Genomic DNA, 17,922 nt, shown 5'->3' on the forward strand with positions numbered 1-17,922 from the left:
AGCAGGATGCGCAGCGTACCACGCAGGGAAAGACACCGCCGTTTAAGAAATGCCAAAGACTGCGCCTGCCGTTATCACTCTCCAACGCCGCAGATATTTGATCGCCTTGAGTTACTGGACCAACAGCTTAATTATGCCTTGCCGGTTGGTATCATTTCCCAGGCAATAATTACAACTGATAACTACCTCGGCTATTCATTGAGTCACTACTTATTTTCCGGAAAACGTACCGCTGCATTCCGCTCATTAGATGACATTTCTTTGTGGATTGAAAAGGGGTCGCTCAGACAACTGATTGTAGATATGGAGACGCTACCTGTCTCCTGTATTGAGGCGCTTAACCAGCTACGCGCGCTCAGTTGGCAACAAAGCGATATCCAGATTTACCTGCTGGTATCAGATAAAACCCCCGCTATAACACAGTTTATCCGTATGGCTGGGCGTTTTTTTGTCCTGTCGCGACGACAAAATCTGGCCTCAGTACGCGAAGCCTTGTTATCAGCCTCCAAACCTCGCTTATCGGAAAGCTTTAGCCGTACTGACTGGTTGATGATTGAAACTTTAGCGCAAGGCGCCTCTTTAAAAGAAATAGCACGTCAGCAAAGCGTACCTTATCATCGTGCAGTTTACCGGCTTAAACAACTTATCACCCTCCTTAACCTTCCCCACAGGCAAAGCTTTCTTCGGCTGGTCCAGCAGCTAAACGTTACTTTCCACGACATTTTTTAACGAAGTAACGTTTTGGTGAATAAGATTTTTTAAGAAATTACTTATTTTCACTTCCATTAAATGTAAATATTTCACATAAAATTAATATTTACAACTCGTCCTGGTAAGCGATAAAAATTTTTTTCTTACATCGTCCCCTGTTCCTCCTCGTTTTTCGAGGTCTCCAGCGTCAACATCTTTCTGTTATTACATAACAAATACTAAACAATTAGTCTTTCATATTATTTTTATACTTAAAAACAACAGTTTAAACTACTCAATGTCAACTCTAAAGAAAATAGCTCCACCACGAACAAATTTTCTATAACGTCACAGAATATCCTACCCGCTATCCATAATTCGCATTTCGCAAGACTTTTCCGAGAAATCAGACCAGGTATAATCCATATTGTTTTTACTTAATCAGAAATTTCTTTTTTGTTGGTGCGAAATGGATATTCCACATATTTATTACTCTTACGCAAAATAGCCAGTCAACAGGGAGGTCTCATTCTTTATTATTGCTCCACTGTGTGGTGTGTAGATCTGGCTATTTCACAATCTTTAAGGTGTCTGACGCTTATTATAAAACGAAGGACGCATAACAGTCTGAGGCATACAACAATGAAACCTGCATCTGTTATCATTATGGACGAACACCCTATTGTAAGAATGTCGATCGAAGTTTTACTCGGTAAAAATAGCAATATTCAGGTTGTCCTGAAAACGGATGATAGCCGAACGGCGATAGAGTATCTGCGCACTTATCCTGTTGACCTTGTCATTCTGGATATTGAATTACCGGGCACCGACGGCTTTACCTTACTTAAACGAATCAAATCTATCCAGGAACATACCCGGATACTTTTTTTATCGTCGAAATCAGAGGCTTTTTATGCCGGAAGAGCAATAAGAGCGGGCGCAAACGGATTTGTAAGTAAACGCAAAGACCTCAATGATATTTATAATGCGGTAAAAATGATTTTATCCGGCTATTCTTTTTTCCCATCTGAGACGCTTAACTTTATCAGTAATACCCGTACCCCCAAAGGCGGGCACCATGATATGCCACTTTCTAACCGCGAAGTTACCGTGCTGCGCTATCTGGCCAATGGAATGTCTAACAAAGAAATTGCCGAGCAACTTTTATTGAGTAACAAGACTATCAGCGCGCATAAGGCCAATATATTTTCTAAACTTGGCCTTCACTCTATCGTTGAGCTTATCGATTACGCCAAATCACACGAATTATTGTAAATGTACTCCCGGCGAATTATCGTTCGGGAGCCACAATAACGGACACTAATTGTAATTGATCAGGAAGGTCGCATCCGCGTTAGCAAGTCCGGGCTGCACGCCATCGGCTAAGGCGATATAGTTCGCATAGAATTTCAGGGTAGCATTGCCGTTGTTGTCAATATCGACGGCCTTGCTGGCCTGTTCAAGTGGCAATCGACGTTGATCGCCATCGCGAATTTCAATCGCCAGTTTTTGCGCCATTGCCGTATCAGCAAGCGCCAGTAATGCCGTGCCGGGCGCTGGCGTCCCGGAAAACGTTATAGACGCCGACCCCGGCGGGCAACCTTCAAGTTTTAGGCTAAAGGCTACCGGTTGCGTAGCGTCACCGGCGGCGTGAAGCTGTTTTGTCGGCCAGGTGCCGAGGTTAACCGACTTGTTACTGTCGCCCGCAACCACGGCACAGGTAAAATCCACCACGTTACCGCGCAGTTCAATATTCACTTCGCCCAGAGATGAGTTGGCCTGACTCAGTGGGCTGAACAAAACACAACCGATAGCGATGAAAACGCGCCGAAGGATCATTATGCCTCCTTAATCATAATCGACTCGTAGATAGCCGCGCGCAGTAAACGGCCCTTCCGCCGGTTTAATCCCCGTCACGCTGATTGGCCAGGCGCGAATACCTACGCGAGCGGCGGCGTTATCATCAAGATGAAACGGAATTTTGCTCGACAAATTATTGGGTGTGAGCGGCGTACCGTTGCTATTAGCAACCACAAAGCCTAAATCCGGATTATCGGACACCATCGCCTGTCCTGAGGTCTTTTCGGCTTCAAGCCGCATCGATAAATAGGCCTGCGCCGCGACGTTGGTACATTTGATAGCAATGGTTTTCGTTTGCGGCGTGACGCCTTGCGGACGATTACCCGCCCCCGCCTGACTAAATAACGACGCGCCGATATCGCCGAAATCAAACTCCACGACCTGTCCGGCATTCACTTCACAGTTTTGCGGTACTTCCACTTTGCCGCTGTAGCTAATGGTATACACCGGCGTGCTCAACGCGTCGCCGGTAGAGGTCGTCACATAGACGGTAAACATTGTCTGGCGAGGGATCGTCACCATATTAATAAAAGGCCGTATCACTTTTAATTTAAAAACCAGCTTTGAGTCCTGCACGCCAAACGGCATTTGCTGCGACACGTTAGAATCGACGCCCATGCGAATATAGTTACGGGGCGGATAAAATACGCCAGCGACACTATCGGTGATGCTCATCGCGCCCAGAAGGTAGTCATTCAGTTTGAGGTATTTAAAATTTCCTTCGGTGCTTCGTACCGGTAATTCTGATACATAGCTTCGGTAGGTATAATTTACCATTGTCCCCTCCGGGCACGTCGCGTTTACGCCGACCCAACCTGATTTTTCCGGCAACGTCACCACCTGTCCCGGCTGATTATTGCCGCTGGTGAAAACATCTGACAGGTCGTAAAAGATATCGGTCGCCGTCCCGTTTGAATTGCGGCAAACCGTCGCCAGCGCGGGATGGGTGAAAAAGAGCGCGGTCCCCGCCAGCAATAGCGCTGAGTATATTTTCATCTCTATTTTTCCTTTTATGACGACGGACGGATACAGGTCGCGCTGGCTATCGTAATCGCCTGCTTCAGGCTATCCTCCGCCAGAGCGTAAGGGGCGATACAACGCGCGTTTTTCCCCTCTCCCCACTGGATGAACAGTTCACCTTTTAGCGGCAAGCCGCTCAGATAAATTTGCCCGTCATCGCCGACCATACTGGTAATGCCGCTGGCGGTTTCTCGTACTATCGCGCCAAACGGTAACGGACGTCCGCCAAGCCTCGCGGTAATGATTGCCCTTACGCCTATCCGCGTATCAAAAGCGGCCCTCACCAGCGCGCCCTCTGTCGGCACCACGCTGCTGACGTTATTTTCGACATCGGTATGGTTGTCCATCGTGTTGGTATCTAACGCGACGCGGTTATAGCGATATACCGTGGCGTAGGGCATTACCGCATAGCCCCGCCAGTCCGTTTTCACGCCGGTCTGGTTTTCGATGCGCACGCCTTTCGCTCCCGGCGCTTTAATCAAGACATTGGTATCGCCCAACGGTTGGCTAAACGTAATACCATCCGCATGACCGACCACGCCGCCGGAAAGTTGCCAGTTATAGTCATGCTGATCGCGATCGTAGTTATATCCCACGCCCAGCGTGCCATACGTCGCCTGCCAGCTAGCGCTGGCGCTGCCGCTATAACCATTGCTACTGCTACGCCCTTGCGTCACGCTGTAGCTCAGATTACGTCCTTCCAGAAGCGTGCCGCCCACGCCGGTCTGCCAGCTATTGTCGCCGTCGCGGTTGCGGTTGGCGTTAAACGTGGCATAAGTACGATCAAGAATAGTGTCGCGCGCATAACGCCGTCCGGTCAGAACGCTAAACGGAACGGACATATTGAATGCCAGAATGCGGTCGGCGCCTGAGATCCCCACCTACTCGCTCCACGACCATGACAGCGAATAACTTATGCCTTGCCATCCACTGGCGTATCCCAGTTGATACCAGGTATTGGTATCCGCCGTATTCCAGTAATTTTGTTGACTACCGGAAAGATACAGTGACCCGTAATCCCCCAGATTTTGCGAAATATTGACCTGAAAGCGGCCTTTTTTGCTGTAGCGGAGATTGTGGTAGCTCTGCGCCACCGGCACTTTATGGCGGCGTCCGTCGCTATCGTATTCGTAGTCGTACCCTTCCATACTGCGGTATGCCACATCATCCAGGGTGTAAAATCCGCGCGTGGAATAGCGGTAACCCAGCAATTGAAAATTAGTCCCGTAATTATTCAGCGATTTGGCGTACAGAAAACGCAACGATTGCCCCTGATGGGTGCTGTCATCTGCCAGTTGGCTACGCGCATGTGTGACATCGACCGACACGGCACCCCAGTCGCCCAAATTTCGCCCCGCCCCGACCACCACGGCACGGTAACGATCGGCAAGTTGCGTACCGCCGTAAGCCGTCAGCCCCGCAGGCAGGCCGGCAATCACCGTTCCCTGGAAAAAGAATGGCGAAGACTGCTGACTATTGCCGCTGCGAAAATCCCCGGCCACCAGGTCATACTTCACCCTGCCCTCACGCTGCAATAGCGGAACGGTAGAGTAAGGCACCGTGTAACGTTGTTGGCTACCGTCTTTTTCATCTACCGTCACCTCAAGGTCGCCGCTGGAAGAGGTAGGATTAAGATCGGTAATCGCAAACGCACCCGGCGACACATAGCTTTGGTAGATAACATACCCGTTCTGTCGTATCGTCAGCTTTGCCGCCGTCCGGGCGATTCCTCTAACCGTGGGGGCGTAGCCCTGCAGGCTATCGGGATACATATTGTCAGAAGAGTACAGCCGCGCTCCGCGAAAGCCGACGCTGTCGAAAACATCGTTCCCGGTATTGCTGTCCCCCATGAGCAGTTCGCTTTTTAGCGGAATGATGGCGCGCTGTACCCAGGTGCCAATGTTGTTCCAGCGTTGCGAATGATAGCCGTCCCCTTTCGAATAGCTCCAGGCTCCGTTATTACGCAGCCGCCAGGGGCCATAGTTCAACCCGCTCAGCAGACTCAAAAAATAGCTATCGCTGTCTGTTCCGCGGCTACCGGTAAAACTGTAATTAATGAGTGCGGCGGGTATCCCTTCATCCCACTCTTCCGGCGGGATATAGCCACGCGCGCTGTTGAGCAATGACGCCTGCGGCAAGCTAATATTTAAGCGCATCGACGCGAAATCAAACGCGACCTCCGCGCCCGGGATTTTCTCAGGAAGGTGAATACACGTGGTATCGACGCCTTTATCTGAGACAGGGAACGCCGCGGTATTCACGCCCAGCCGTTTAATCCACTCCGGTGTAAAACAAGGCATCAGGCCGCCGGATTTATCGCCGGCACCCACGGCGCCCGCCTCAAAACGAATATCCTGCGTCGCTACGAATTCGTCGTTACGCCAGATATCCACCCGGTAAATACCGGGAGGCTGATGATTACCTTTTTCAAAGCGAGATAAATCCGCCACGGACGCGGTATCCGCCGACAAAAACGCAGGGTTGAAATAACTTTCGCCGCGGCTCGTCAGCGGACACAGCGCCGCCAGCACCGACAGCGCCACGCCGCTTAACGGTGATACATAACCGGGAAATCGCCCTGCAAACCAGGTTGTCTTCTTCATCGTGTTCTCGTGTGGCTTCACGCTCTCTGCTTAACCGAGACTGGCCGTTGTCGCCGACGTCAATGCGCCGTAATCATTGACTGTCTGAAATGTCACGCTGCCCTGCGCGCCAGTCGGTAAGGGAATTTGCATGTCGCTTTTTGGCGCGATCATCACGTTATCAATCTTTTTCGCGCCCACGCTGATATTGACCAGCGTGAGGTAATAAGCAGATGGGTTGATTATCTTGAGATGGTTGCCGACACGGGAAAAATTCAGCAAGGTCGGCGCGTCTTCCGGCGTCTGCGGCAAATTCGCCGGACGCACGAACAGTTTGATGCGCGACAGAATCGCCAGTTGCAGAACGTTTTTTCCTTCAATATGACTTTTATCGACCGACGGAATGGCTTTCACGTTCATCCAGAATAACGACTCCCGATCCCCGGGTAGCGGTTGCCCGGCGTAGATAATACGCAGCGTGTTTTCGCTTTTGGGTTCGCTGACGAATAAAGGCGGCGTAACGATAAACGTTTTTTCTTTCTGCCCGGCGCTATTTTCGATCCATGAATTGACGAGGTAACGTTCTTGAGTATCGCTATTACTGATTGCCAGAGAAGTCTGTTTCGCCGCCGAGGGATAAATAACGCGCGTGGCGCCTAATGCAATCCCCCCCGCCGCCTGTACGTTCAGCGAAGTAAATAACGTGAGAAGAACAATAAAGCCTACTTTTATACTATTCAGCATGGTAAAAAATACCTTTTGCATTGAGTCACGTCGGCAAGAAAATTCATGGGTAAACCAGCGTAAACCACACTTCTGAATGAATTCGTCCCGGCGTCATATTTTCTGAAATTGCCCGATAGCGGGCAGTAAAATGCAAAGTCATTTCTGACGTTAAAATGGGCGTGTAATGAAGCGGTAACGTGTTAGGTATGATTTGCCGCTGCTGGTCATCAAATAATGCCAGGCCGATTCCGGCATTACCGATACCCTCGCCGCTGGCCAGAAAAACATGGGGATCTTCCGCAGGCGTAACGCCGGCAAACGCAATGCCGACATGACGCCAGACCTCCGCGCTACAGGAGATTAACCGTAACGAAAATGGAACGCTGACGGGAGCGAAGCTGCCAGGACCGGTAAACGCATTCGTGCGGTACTGTCCCATCAATACGCGCAAATTCTGGCTTTCTGTGGCGACAGCGCAGCCGCCATTGACCAGTTGTCCGCGCAGGTGAACACGCCCGCTCTCTACCATTACCGGCTGCGCAATAACGGGCGACATCAAAACAAGCCCCACTAGCGCCGCGCCTTTCCTTATCATCTGCTATGTTCTCTTTTATCCCCGATAGCCTCTTCCGTTGAGGCGCCTCCCTTCCCTGGCGTTCCCAGACGGGATTATTCGTATTTCATGATAAAGGTGGCGTCGGCATTAGCCTGGCCTGGCGTCGTGGCGGTGGCGGTTGCCTTATAGCGTGCGGTAAAACGCAGCGTATTGGTGCCTTCAACCAGCGCCTGCTTCGCCGAGAAGGTCGCGCCGTCCGGCTTCAACGGTGAGGAGGTGTTATCAAGAATCTCAATCCCGACGCCGGTTGCGGTAGTGCTATTGTCCGCAGAGGAGACAGCCAGCAAATTAGGGTTGGTGTTATCTGCCTGACCAGAGAAAGCCACGGCAGCGGTGGCCGCCACTTTCGGATCGCAGTCATTCAGGACGATGGAGAAAGGCACCTGCGCAGTCGTATTACCAATCGCCGTAAAGCTGGCGGTACGGTATTGACCCAGCGTCACCGTTTGATCGGCGGATTTAGTGCTGACGGCACAGGCTGCATTAACCAGTTTACCTTCGAAATGAATAGTACCGCCACTCACGCTCACCGGAGTAGGATCAGCCGCAACCGCTGCGCCAGCGACAAACATCAGACTCGCAATAGTAGAGGTCATTAATTTATATTTCATGGATTTCCCTTGAATTACACACACCCGGTTTCGGCATCCTGTCGGCTCCGTTTGAATTATTATCGACATAGCATGTCAGAAAAGTTATCTCTGCATCCTGTAAAGATAGATATCGCAGATTAATTAGTTTTCTGTTTCTCCCCTGAGTATCAGACGCAGTAATTAATCTTTGCGAATATGACATTTCGTCACGGTAATAAATTAAACATTTCGCTAAATAAAAAATAGCCGCAAACTCTTTTAATGACCTAAGCTAATTCTTATTGGGATATAAGAAGGGTCTAATCTTATTTTGTATAAAATGTCGCATTATGCCGCCCGACGCTATTAACGACGAGGGATTACGGTAACCATAGCCAGGGTGATGAATTGTTTCTTTTTGGTTAATCATGGCGCGCTTACGGGCCACGTCTCAGTATCGTCAACAGACGGGGGAGACGTCGCGTTTGCATCGGAAACACAAACGTTAACTGACAGCGAGGCCCGCTTCTGACAAAATAGCGTTATCCCCTTTGACTTGAAGTAACAGATGGAATCTTCTCTCTGATGGCAGCAAAGATTATTGACGGTAAAACGATTGCGCAGCAGGTGCGATCTGAGGTTGCTCAAAAAGTTCAGGCACGCGTCGCAGCAGGTCTTCGCGCTCCCGGCCTGGCTGTGGTGTTGGTCGGCAGCAATCCGGCCTCACAGATTTATGTCGCAAGCAAACGTAAAGCGTGCGACGAAGTGGGATTCGTCTCCCGCTCCTATGACCTGCCAGAAACCACCAGCGAAGCCGAACTGCTGGCGCTTATCGATACTCTGAATGCAGATAACACGATCGACGGTATTCTGGTGCAGTTGCCTTTACCGGCAGGCATCGACAACGTTAAAGTGCTGGAGCGTATCGCGCCAGATAAAGACGTAGACGGTTTTCATCCTTATAATGTCGGTCGTCTGTGCCAGCGTGCGCCGCGCCTGCGTCCCTGTACGCCCCGCGGTATAGTGACCCTGCTTGAGCGTTACAATATTGATACCTACGGCTTGAATGCGGTGGTCATTGGCGCGTCCAATATCGTTGGACGCCCAATGAGCATGGAGCTGCTGCTGGCTGGCTGTACGACTACCGTTACGCACCGCTTTACCAAAGATCTGCGTCACCATGTCGAGCATGCTGATTTGCTCATTGTCGCCGTAGGTAAACCGGGCTTTATTCCCGGCGAATGGATTAAAGAAGGCGCAATTGTGATTGATGTCGGTATTAACCGTCTGGAAAATGGCAAGGTCGTTGGCGACGTCGTGTTTGACGAAGCCGCGGCGCGCGCGTCATACATCACGCCAGTACCGGGCGGCGTCGGCCCGATGACGGTCGCCACGCTTATCGAAAACACGCTGCAGGCGTGCATTGAATATCACGATCCACAAGGAAAATAACATGGCGACATTCTCTTTAGGCAAGCACCCGCACGTCGAGCTGTGCGATCTGCTCAAGCTGGAAGGCTGGAGCGAAAGCGGCGCGCAGGCGAAAATCGCCATTGCCGACGGGTTGGTGAAGGTTGATGGCGTGGTTGAAACGCGTAAACGCTGCAAAATTGTCGCCGGGCAAACCGTTAGCTTTGAAGGCCAAAGTGTGAACGTCGTGGCCTGATACAAGTGCCGGATAGCGACGCAAAGCGTCTTATCCGGCCTGATTACGCTGTCTTTTCAGATAATCATCCACTTAATCCTCTGCGTTCCAACTGCTAGCATGGCTATTTCCCTGTGAACCATCGCTATGCCTACCGTTATCACCCACGCCGCCGTTCCCCTGTGTCTTGGCGCAGGCTTAGGCCTGAAAGTTATCCCTCCTCGCCTGCTGTTTGCCGGTGTCGTGCTGGCGATGCTCCCCGATGCCGACGTGCTGGCCTTTAAATTTGGCGTCGCCTACGGCAACGTATTTGGACATCGCGGATTTACCCACTCTTTACTTTTCGCATTCGTCCTCCCCCTGTTGTGCGTACTCGCGGGACGACGATGGTTTCGAGCTGGGCAGGTGCGCTGCTGGCTATTTTTAACCGTTTCATTGTTGTCGCACAGCCTGCTGGATTCGATAACCACGGGTGGGAAAGGCGTAGGCTGGCTGTGGCCGTGGTCAGATGAACGTTTTTTTGCGCCCTGGCAGGTGATTAAAGTCGCGCCGTTTGCGCTTTCAAGCTACATCACGCCGTATGGACACCAGGTCATTCTCTCAGAATTGCTGTGGGTGTGGTTGCCGGGAAGTATTTTAGTGTTATTTCTATGGGTACTTAAAACGCATATTAAAAGGAATCAATATGAATAAAATGACATTCGCCGCCGCGGTCATCTGTTTCTCATTTTCCCACGCCAGCTATAGCGAAGAAATGTCTGCCACTGGCTGGTATGCGGCATCGTCTGCGGTTGTCAGCGTGGGCAGTTCCGCACTGGTTAGCGGAATTATACTCTCCCCCGTACTGCTGCCGCTCAACCTGAGCATTGGATCTGTTGTCGAAAATAAAAAGCAAAAAACCGCGCTGTTAACCACTAAGTCCCCCGATAACAAAGACATTAAAATGCAAGTTCCGCTAAATGTCGTCAAAGAAGGCAACCTCAAAGCAGGTGATAAAGTCACTCTGGAAAAAACGCAGGAAGGCACCGGCGCTTATTTGAAAAAAGAGGGCAAGGTCCTCGCCCATATGGTAAATCAGGACGACGCAGGACTTTCCAGCAACCAGACGGTACCGGCCAAATGAAGCGGTTCGCGTTTGCCCTGTGGCTCAGCGCAATCTCGCTCAACGCTTATGCAGACAGTGCTAACTGTCACCAAAAAGCAAACACGCCGGAGAGCATCGCAGCGACAATGGATCAGGCGTTACAACTCAAACAGCAGCTTAACAGTCAACCCGATCCGGTCGTCATTCTGGTTCGCCAGGGGCAAGATATGTCGAGCCGACATTTAACCTGGTCACATGCTGGCTATGCCATGCGCCAGCCAAACGGAGACTGGCGGGTTTACCATAATCTGAATACTTGCGGAACCGCTGAATCAGCGCTCTATATACAAGGTCTGTATGAGTTTCTGGCTGATGACCTGGTGAATCAGAGCATTGCCGTTTTGCGCCCGCGTTCAGATATCGCGACGGCATTACAAACGCTCTTACATAGCGCTACCAAACTCAATCTCTTCCACAGTCCCCGCTATAACCTGATTGCGTGGCCTTTCTCCGGCCCTTATCAGAATTCGAATGGCTGGCTTCTCGAAGTGTTTGCGCGAGCAAACGATGCGCAGGTTTGGTCACGTAATGATGCCCGCCGCTGGTTGCAGCTTCAGGGTTATCAACCCTCTATCGTTAGTGCTGGCACTTTTGAACGATTAGGCGCAAAACTGTTCACCCCTAACGTTTTCACCGACGATCAGCCAGCAGAATTGCTGCGAAAAGGAAATGTGGGGCTAAACAGCGGCGACAGCGTCATCCGCTTTATTGCCCATTACAGCCGGGCAATACCCGGGTGTGAACATCAGAATCTGGGGGAGTCGGTGTGTGTTTATCTTTCGCCCGGTGCGAAAAAATAAAAAACAGGCCGTTCTATGCAAATAGAGCGGCCTGTAAAAGCGCTTACTTACGCCGCCAGGTGGTGCCCTGCGGGCCATCTTCCAGAATAATACCCATTTCAGTGAGACGATCGCGCGCCGCGTCCGCCGCCGCCCAGTCTTTCGCTTTACGGGCATCCAGACGCTGTTGAATCAAGGCTTCAATTTCCGCAACTTCACCGTCATCCGCCTGCGCGCCGCTTTGCAGGAAAACATCCGGCTCCTGCTCCAGCAGTCCCAGCACGCCGGAAATCTTCCGCAGATGAGACGCCATCGCATTCGCGGCGGTCATATCTTCGCCCTTCAGACGGTTGACTTCACGCGCCATATCAAACAGGACGGAGTAGGCTTCCGGCGTGTTGAAATCGTCATTCATCGCCTCCACGAAACGCGCTTCAAACGCCTCGCCGCCCGCCGGGGCCGCTGATTTATCCGTTCCACGCAATGCAGTGTATAGCCGCTCCAGCGAGGCGCGCGCCTGCTTGAGGTTCTCTTCACTGTAGTTCAGTTGGCTACGGTAATGCCCGGACATCAGGAAGTAGCGCACAGTTTCCGCATCGTAGTATTTCAGCACGTCGCGCACGGTAAAGAAGTTGCCCAGCGATTTGGACATCTTCTCGCGATCCACCATCACCATACCGGAGTGCATCCAGTAGTTGACGTATTCGCCATCATGCGCGCAGGTAGACTGGGCAATCTCGTTTTCATGGTGCGGGAACATCAGATCGGAACCGCCGCCGTGAATATCAAAATGGTTGCCCAACTGCTTGCAGTTCATCGCCGAACATTCAATGTGCCAGCCCGGACGCCCTTCGCCCCACGGCGACGGCCAGCTCGGCTCGCCCTCTTTCGACATTTTCCACAGCACGAAGTCCATCGGGTTACGCTTCACGTCAACGACATCTACGCGCGCGCCCGCCTGAAGCTGCTCAAGATCCTGACGGGAAAGCTGCCCATAAGTCGGATCGGTCGGTACATCGAACATCACATCGCCGTTATCCGCCACATAGGCGTGCCCTTTCTCGATTAAGGTGCGGGTGAGCTCGATAATTTCCTGAATATGGTGCGTCGCACGCGGCTCGCTGTCCGGACGCAGAATATTCAGCGCGTCGAAGTCCTGATGCATTTCCGCAATCATTCTGTCGACCAGCGCGACAAAACTTTCGCCGTTTTCATTGGCGCGTTTAATAATTTTATCGTCGATATCGGTAATGTTACGCACATACTTCAGCTTATAACCGAGAAAACGCAAATAGCGCGCGACAACGTCAAAAGCGACAAACGTGCGTCCGTGACCAATGTGGCAGAGATCGTAAACGGTGATACCACACACGTACATGCCGACTTCCCCGGCATGAATGGGTTTGAATTCCTCTTTTTGGCGCGTCAGTGTATTAAAAATTTTTAACATCGAAGATTCCGTATAGACGTGTGTGGGTAATAATCTCCGTATGATACATATTATTCGTAATCGAAGCAGCACACTTTGCAAGGTGATCGCAGCTTACGGTTATGCTATAACAAGCCCCTATATGTGCCCCATTGCGGGCTAAAGCACCACTCTCTTGGAACAGGATGCAAAAATGGTTACTTTCCACACTAATCACGGCGATATCGTAATCAAAACCTTTGATGATAAAGCGCCTGAAACAGTTAAAAACTTCCTGGACTACTGCCGCGAAGGTTTTTACAACAACACCATTTTCCACCGTGTGATTAACGGTTTTATGATTCAGGGCGGCGGCTTTGAGCCGGGCATGAAACAGAAAGCCACCAAAGAGGCGATCAAAAACGAAGCCAACAATGGTCTGAAAAATACCCGTGGTACGCTGGCAATGGCGCGTACTCAGGCGCCACACTCGGCTACCGCGCAATTCTTCATCAACGTGGCAGACAACGACTTCCTGAACTTCTCCGGCGAAAGTCTGCAGGGCTGGGGCTACTGCGTCTTTGCGGAAGTTGTAGAAGGTATGGACGTGGTAGATAAAATCAAAGGCGTCGCCACTGGCCGTAGCGGTATGCACCAGGACGTACCAAAAGAAGACGTCATCATTGAAAACGTGACCGTCAGCGAGTAATCGTGGCGACACTGTTTATTGCAGACTTGCATCTGCAAACGGAAGAACCGGCGATCGTCGCCGGTTTTCTGCGTTTTTTAGCCGTAGAAGCCCGCCAGGCCGACGCGCTGTATATTCTTGGCGATCTCTTCGAGGCCTGGATTGGCGACGACGACCCCAACCCGCTACATCGTGAAATGGCCGTTGCCATTAAATCGCTGGTTGATTCCGGCGTCCCCTGCTTCTTTATTCATGGTAATCGCGACTTCCTGATTGGCAAACGCTTTGCCCGCGAAAGCGGCATGATTCTACTGCCGCAGGAAAAAGTGCTCGACCTGTATGGCCGCAATGTGTTGATTATGCACGGCGATACGCTCTGTACCGATGATGCCGGATATCAGGCGTTTCGCGCCAAAGTCCATAATCCGTGGGTGCAACGACTGTTCCTTACCCTGCCGCTGTTTATCCGCCGCCGTATCGCCGCCAGAATGCGCGCCGGCAGTAAAGCCGCCAACAGCAGCAAATCGCTGGATATTATGGACGTCAATGCGCAGACCGTCGTCGCCGAAATGGAAAAACACCGCGTACAGTGGCTGATTCACGGTCACACCCACCGCCCGGCGGTGCATGAACTTTCCGCCAACGACCAGCCCGCGTTCCGCGTGGTGTTAGGCGCATGGCATCATGAAGGTTCAATGGTAAAAGTCACGCCGGATAACGTGGAGTTAATCGCCTTCCCCCTGTAAATGTTCGTCGAATCGTCCGTTACGGCGCACACGCAACCGTTTTCCTTGCCTGATTATCATGCTATTCTCTGACACCTCAAAAGCAGCGTGTCCCGCACCACAGGAGTTTTAAGACGCATGTCTTCCCGCAATAATCCGGCGCGTGTCGCCATCGTGATGGGGTCCAAAAGCGACTGGGCTACCATGCAATTCGCCGCCGAAATTTTTGAAATTCTGGATGTCCCGCACCATGTAGAAGTGGTTTCCGCCCATCGCACCCCCGATAAACTGTTCAGCTTCGCCGAAACGGCGGAAGAGAACGGATATCAAGTGATTATTGCCGGCGCGGGCGGCGCGGCGCACCTGCCGGGAATGATTGCGGCAAAAACGCTGGTCCCGGTACTCGGCGTGCCGGTACAAAGCGCTGCGCTAAGCGGCGTGGATAGCCTCTACTCCATCGTGCAGATGCCGCGCGGCATTCCGGTGGGTACGCTGGCGATCGGTAAAGCCGGTGCCGCTAACGCCGCCCTGCTCGCCGCGCAGATTCTGGCGCAACACGACGCGGAACTGCATCAGCGCATCGCCGACTGGCGCAAAGCGCAAACCGATGAAGTTCTGGAAAATCCCGATCCGCGGGGGACGCTATGAAGCAAGTTTGCGTTCTCGGCAACGGACAACTGGGCCGAATGCTGCGCCAGGCGGGCGAACCGCTGGGTATCGCCGTCTGGCCGGTTGGTCTGGATGCAGAGCCTACCGCCGTGCCGGTACAGCAGAGCGTCATTACCGCAGAGATTGAGCGCTGGCCGGAAACCGCGCTTACCCGCGAGCTGGCGCGCCACCCGGCATTCGTCAATCGTGATGTATTTCCGATCATCGCCGACCGTCTGACACAAAAACAGCTTTTCGATAAACTGGGACTCGCGACCGCGCCGTGGCAACTGCTGACCAGCGCCGACGAGTGGTCCGGCATCTTTGACCGCCTGGGCGAACTGGCGATTATTAAGCGTCGCGTTGGCGGCTACGACGGTCGCGGGCAGTGGCGTCTACGCGCGGACGAAACCGGGCAACTGCCGGATGACTGCTATGGCGAATGTATTGTTGAGCGCGGTATCCATTTTTCCGGCGAAGTGTCGTTAGTCGGCGCGCGCGCTCATGACGGCAGTACCGTGTTTTACCCGCTAACGCACAATTTGCATCAGGACGGCATCTTGCGGACCAGCGTCGCGTTCCCACAGGCGAACGCCGAACAGCAGGAGCAGGCGGAATCGATGCTGTCAGCAATTATGCAGGCGCTGAACTACGTCGGCGTAATGGCGATGGAATGTTTTATCACGCCGGAAGGCCTGTTAATCAATGAACTGGCGCCGCGCGTGCATAACAGCGGACACTGGACGCAAAATGGCGCCAGCATCAGTCAGTTTGAATTGCATTTGCGCGCGATTACCGGCCTGCCGTTGCCCGCGCCGGTGATTAACGCCCCGTCGGTGATGATCAATCTGATCGGCAGCGAGCTGAATTACGACTGGCTGAAGCTGCCGCTGGTACATCTGCACTGGTATGATAAAGCGGTACGTCCGGGGCGAAAAGTCGGCCATCTGAATCTGACCGACAGCGATACCTCACGTCTTAGCGCCACCCTGGAAGCGCTCTCTCCGCTCCTGCCGGGCGAATACGCCAGCGGCATTATCTGGGCGCAAAGTAAGCTTAAATAAACAGCGTGGGCGGCGCATTCTCTGTCGCCGCCCGTCGCGATCACAGACAGATGCAGGTTCCCGCCCTGCCCGCCAGGGTATCGTCAATACGCGATAATGCGCCAATCCATGCCGGCTTTCCGCACCGCTTCACATACCCGCTTACCGCGGTCACCTTCGGTCCCATCGCGCCATCGGCTTTGGCAAACGGCGCCAGCTCATCGGGCGAAGCCTGACGAATAGAGCGCTGCTGCGGCGTCCCCCAATGTTCATACACCGCATCCGCATCCGTCAAAATGATCAGACCATCGGCCGCTATCTGCTCTGCCAGCAATGCCGCCGCCAGGTCTTTATCTATCACCGCCTCGACCCCTTCGCCTTCGCCGGCAACAGGTACCCCGCCACCGCCGCTGCAAATCACCACATGGCCCTCTTTTAGCAATAACTCAATAGCGGCGCTTTCGATAATCTGACGCGGCGCCGGGGAAGCGACGACACGGCGCAGATATTTTCCATCACGTTTCATATGCCAGCCATAAGTCGCTTCCAGCGCCATTTGCTCTTCTGGCGAATAAACGGGACCAATAAACTTTTCCGGTTCAAGAAAAGCAGGATCGTCCGCCGATACCTTTATTCGCGTTAATACTGTAGTCACCGGCGGCATATCGGGTTCAAGCGCCAGACGCTGCGCCAGCATATAGCCGATCATGCCCTGACTCTCCGCCACCAGCACATCCAGCGGATAAGGCTCAACGGCTTTCCAGGCAAGGTTCTGTAAAGCCAACAGGCCGACCTGGGGGCCATTGCCATGTACTATCGCCAGCCGATACGAACGGGCAAGTCGCGCCAGCGCAGGCACCGCGTCGGCAATATTGCGATATTGATTCTCTGCCGTTAGCGCTTCTCCGCGCTGCAATAATGCGTTGCCGCCAAGAGCAACTACCAACGTTTTCATTCCCTATCCTTTTACTATTTGTTGTCCAAGCCAGAACCCCAGCAGCGTATCCGCGCCCGAGGTGTGCCCCAGCGCCAGCAGTCCGTCAATCGCCGTTTCTGTGCGAGCATCTCGTCGCAGCGCATGAATAAAGTGGAGTAAAGGCGACGCGAAATAACCCATAGCCGCATAGCGTAAATAACTGACGCTCACGAGCGTCGTCGCCCGATCAAGGCTGCCGGATTGGGCAAAAAAATTACGCCCGGCGCGTTCATCTATGGCGCCAAAATACCAGGCCGCCAGCAACATTCCCGTCAGCGTGTCGTCATGACTGGGCGTTAAGCCCGGCCCTTTACCCAGCCATAGCCGCCAGTCAGTCGCAGCACCTGCAAGCGCCGACTGAAAGCAGTGACAAAACTGGCGAAGTTCCGGACATAGAGGCTGAGCTGCGGCGACGGTTAACGGCCCAAACAGTCCCGTCTCCTCACTACGCTGCATGTACGTCGCGTTAAGACGCGGCGACGCAAGATAGCGTGGAACCCGCAGCGAACAGCGCCTCTCCGGCTCGCATAAAAGAAACTCGCCAATCTGAATACCGGCAGCGGTTGACTGCGGTTTTTCGCCATCGGTGAGCACATCGCGCAAGGCGTCAAAATCGCCGCCGCGCAGTATCCACCCTCCCGGACTGAAGCCGCTCCCCCGACGGTGAAGCGTTAATAACTCACCGCTTTTCGCCACAAAATTAATAGAGCGACGCCATACCCCTGACATCTGCCAGGGTTGCCGATAATCCGCCGATTGTCGGCTTGCCATAAGAGGATGGATACGTTTCATGAGACGCT

The 17,922-nt window shown here is 52.7% G+C and carries 19 protein-coding genes and 1 pseudogene; 11 read left to right on the forward strand and 9 right to left on the reverse strand.

Translation table 11 applies throughout. The features are described from left to right. Positions 1–6: 6 nt before the first annotated feature. On the forward strand, positions 7–729 hold the full coding sequence (fimY, locus tag J4613_RS11655; RefSeq protein WP_020839508.1) for a fimbria biosynthesis regulator FimY: 723 nt from the start codon (positions 7–9) through the stop codon (positions 727–729). Between the two features lie 603 nt (positions 730–1,332). Next, complete coding sequence (gene fimZ, locus J4613_RS11660) at positions 1,333–1,965, forward strand: fimbria biosynthesis transcriptional regulator FimZ (protein WP_000801273.1); 633 nt, start codon at positions 1,333–1,335, stop codon at positions 1,963–1,965. 45 nt (positions 1,966–2,010) lie between these two features. On the opposite strand, the gene sfmF is transcribed toward fimZ, so the two are convergent. The 6 genes and pseudogenes from sfmF to fimA form a co-directional block, all read right to left on the reverse strand. Further along, on the reverse strand, positions 2,011–2,529 hold the full coding sequence (gene sfmF, locus J4613_RS11665; protein WP_000603405.1) for a fimbria assembly protein: 519 nt from the start codon (positions 2,527–2,529) through the stop codon (positions 2,011–2,013). Positions 2,530–2,538: 9 nt separating this feature from the next. Continuing rightward, entirely contained in the window at positions 2,539–3,546 is a 1,008-nt protein-coding gene (gene fimH, locus J4613_RS11670; protein WP_111742418.1) for a type 1 fimbria D-mannose specific adhesin FimH, read from the reverse strand. 14 nt (positions 3,547–3,560) lie between these two features. Beyond that, positions 3,561–6,173: pseudogene (locus tag J4613_RS11675) on the reverse strand (fimbrial biogenesis usher protein). 30 nt (positions 6,174–6,203) lie between these two features. Next, positions 6,204–6,896 carry a type 1 fimbria chaperone FimC gene (gene fimC / locus J4613_RS11680; RefSeq protein ID WP_052934509.1) on the reverse strand — a complete coding sequence of 231 codons (693 nt, stop codon included), beginning with the start codon at positions 6,894–6,896 and terminating at the stop codon, positions 6,204–6,206. Positions 6,897–6,939: 43 nt separating this feature from the next. Next, the gene (fimI, locus tag J4613_RS11685; protein ID WP_000619623.1) at positions 6,940–7,473 is read right to left on the reverse strand and encodes a type 1 fimbrial protein subunit FimI; all 534 of its coding nucleotides are present in this window, start codon (positions 7,471–7,473) and stop codon (positions 6,940–6,942) included. A 74-nt stretch (positions 7,474–7,547) separates the two neighbouring features. Beyond that, on the reverse strand, positions 7,548–8,105 hold the full coding sequence (gene fimA / locus J4613_RS11690) for a type 1 fimbrial protein subunit FimA (RefSeq protein ID WP_023221487.1): 558 nt from the start codon (positions 8,103–8,105) through the stop codon (positions 7,548–7,550). Between the two features lie 546 nt (positions 8,106–8,651). Here fimA and folD point away from each other — a divergent pair. The 5 genes from folD (at position 8,652) to J4613_RS11715 (ending at position 11,655) form a co-directional block, all read left to right on the forward strand. Continuing rightward, a complete protein-coding gene (gene folD / locus J4613_RS11695; RefSeq protein ID WP_000729165.1) occupies positions 8,652–9,518 on the forward strand; it encodes a bifunctional methylenetetrahydrofolate dehydrogenase/methenyltetrahydrofolate cyclohydrolase FolD in 867 nt (288 codons plus the stop codon). 1 nt (position 9,519) lies between these two features. Continuing rightward, positions 9,520–9,732, forward strand: coding sequence for a ribosome-associated protein YbcJ (gene ybcJ / locus J4613_RS11700; RefSeq protein WP_000190281.1), 213 nt, complete (start codon positions 9,520–9,522; stop codon positions 9,730–9,732). 126 nt (positions 9,733–9,858) lie between these two features. Then, positions 9,859–10,404 (forward strand): metal-dependent hydrolase, encoded by a 546-nt coding sequence (locus tag J4613_RS11705; protein WP_001143571.1) that lies wholly within the window; start codon positions 9,859–9,861, stop codon positions 10,402–10,404. Next, positions 10,397–10,834 carry an STM0539 family protein gene (locus tag J4613_RS11710; RefSeq protein WP_001038574.1) on the forward strand — a complete coding sequence of 146 codons (438 nt, stop codon included), beginning with the start codon at positions 10,397–10,399 and terminating at the stop codon, positions 10,832–10,834. Before J4613_RS11705 ends, J4613_RS11710 begins: the two co-directional genes overlap by 8 nt. Next, positions 10,831–11,655 carry a DUF2145 domain-containing protein gene (locus tag J4613_RS11715; RefSeq protein ID WP_000819117.1) on the forward strand — a complete coding sequence of 275 codons (825 nt, stop codon included), beginning with the start codon at positions 10,831–10,833 and terminating at the stop codon, positions 11,653–11,655. The genes J4613_RS11710 and J4613_RS11715 overlap by 4 nt, the downstream gene beginning before the upstream one ends. Before the next feature lie 43 nt (positions 11,656–11,698). Here the strand turns inward: J4613_RS11715 and cysS are convergent, their stop codons facing one another. After that, positions 11,699–13,084, reverse strand: a complete 1,386-nt coding sequence (cysS, locus tag J4613_RS11720) for a cysteine--tRNA ligase (RefSeq protein WP_000912377.1) — start codon at positions 13,082–13,084, stop codon at positions 11,699–11,701. Between the two features lie 172 nt (positions 13,085–13,256). On the opposite strand from cysS, the gene ppiB reads away from it, so the two are divergent. The 4 genes from ppiB (at position 13,257) to purK (ending at position 16,167) form a co-directional block, all read left to right on the forward strand. Beyond that, complete coding sequence (gene ppiB, locus J4613_RS11725; RefSeq protein WP_000255991.1) at positions 13,257–13,751, forward strand: peptidylprolyl isomerase B; 495 nt, start codon at positions 13,257–13,259, stop codon at positions 13,749–13,751. Between the two features lie 2 nt (positions 13,752–13,753). Further along, the gene (gene lpxH, locus J4613_RS11730) at positions 13,754–14,476 is read left to right on the forward strand and encodes a UDP-2,3-diacylglucosamine diphosphatase (RefSeq protein WP_000212284.1); all 723 of its coding nucleotides are present in this window, start codon (positions 13,754–13,756) and stop codon (positions 14,474–14,476) included. 117 nt (positions 14,477–14,593) lie between these two features. Further along, entirely contained in the window at positions 14,594–15,103 is a 510-nt protein-coding gene (purE, locus tag J4613_RS11735; RefSeq protein WP_000098736.1) for a 5-(carboxyamino)imidazole ribonucleotide mutase, read from the forward strand. Beyond that, the gene (gene purK / locus J4613_RS11740; protein ID WP_000815601.1) at positions 15,100–16,167 is read left to right on the forward strand and encodes a 5-(carboxyamino)imidazole ribonucleotide synthase; all 1,068 of its coding nucleotides are present in this window, start codon (positions 15,100–15,102) and stop codon (positions 16,165–16,167) included. Before purE ends, purK begins: the two co-directional genes overlap by 4 nt. Positions 16,168–16,207: 40 nt before the next feature. Here the strand turns inward: purK and J4613_RS11745 are convergent, their stop codons facing one another. Then, a complete protein-coding gene (locus J4613_RS11745; protein WP_080193754.1) occupies positions 16,208–17,101 on the reverse strand; it encodes a carbamate kinase in 894 nt (297 codons plus the stop codon). A 3-nt stretch (positions 17,102–17,104) separates the two neighbouring features. Continuing rightward, positions 17,105–17,914, reverse strand: coding sequence for a DUF2877 domain-containing protein (locus J4613_RS11750; protein WP_000821191.1), 810 nt, complete (start codon positions 17,912–17,914; stop codon positions 17,105–17,107). Positions 17,915–17,922 lie beyond the last annotated feature (8 nt).

Origin of the sequence: Salmonella sp. 32020114201800008SM, assembly GCF_017572025.1 — a bacterium.
GTDB lineage: Bacteria > Pseudomonadota > Gammaproteobacteria > Enterobacterales > Enterobacteriaceae > Salmonella > Salmonella enterica.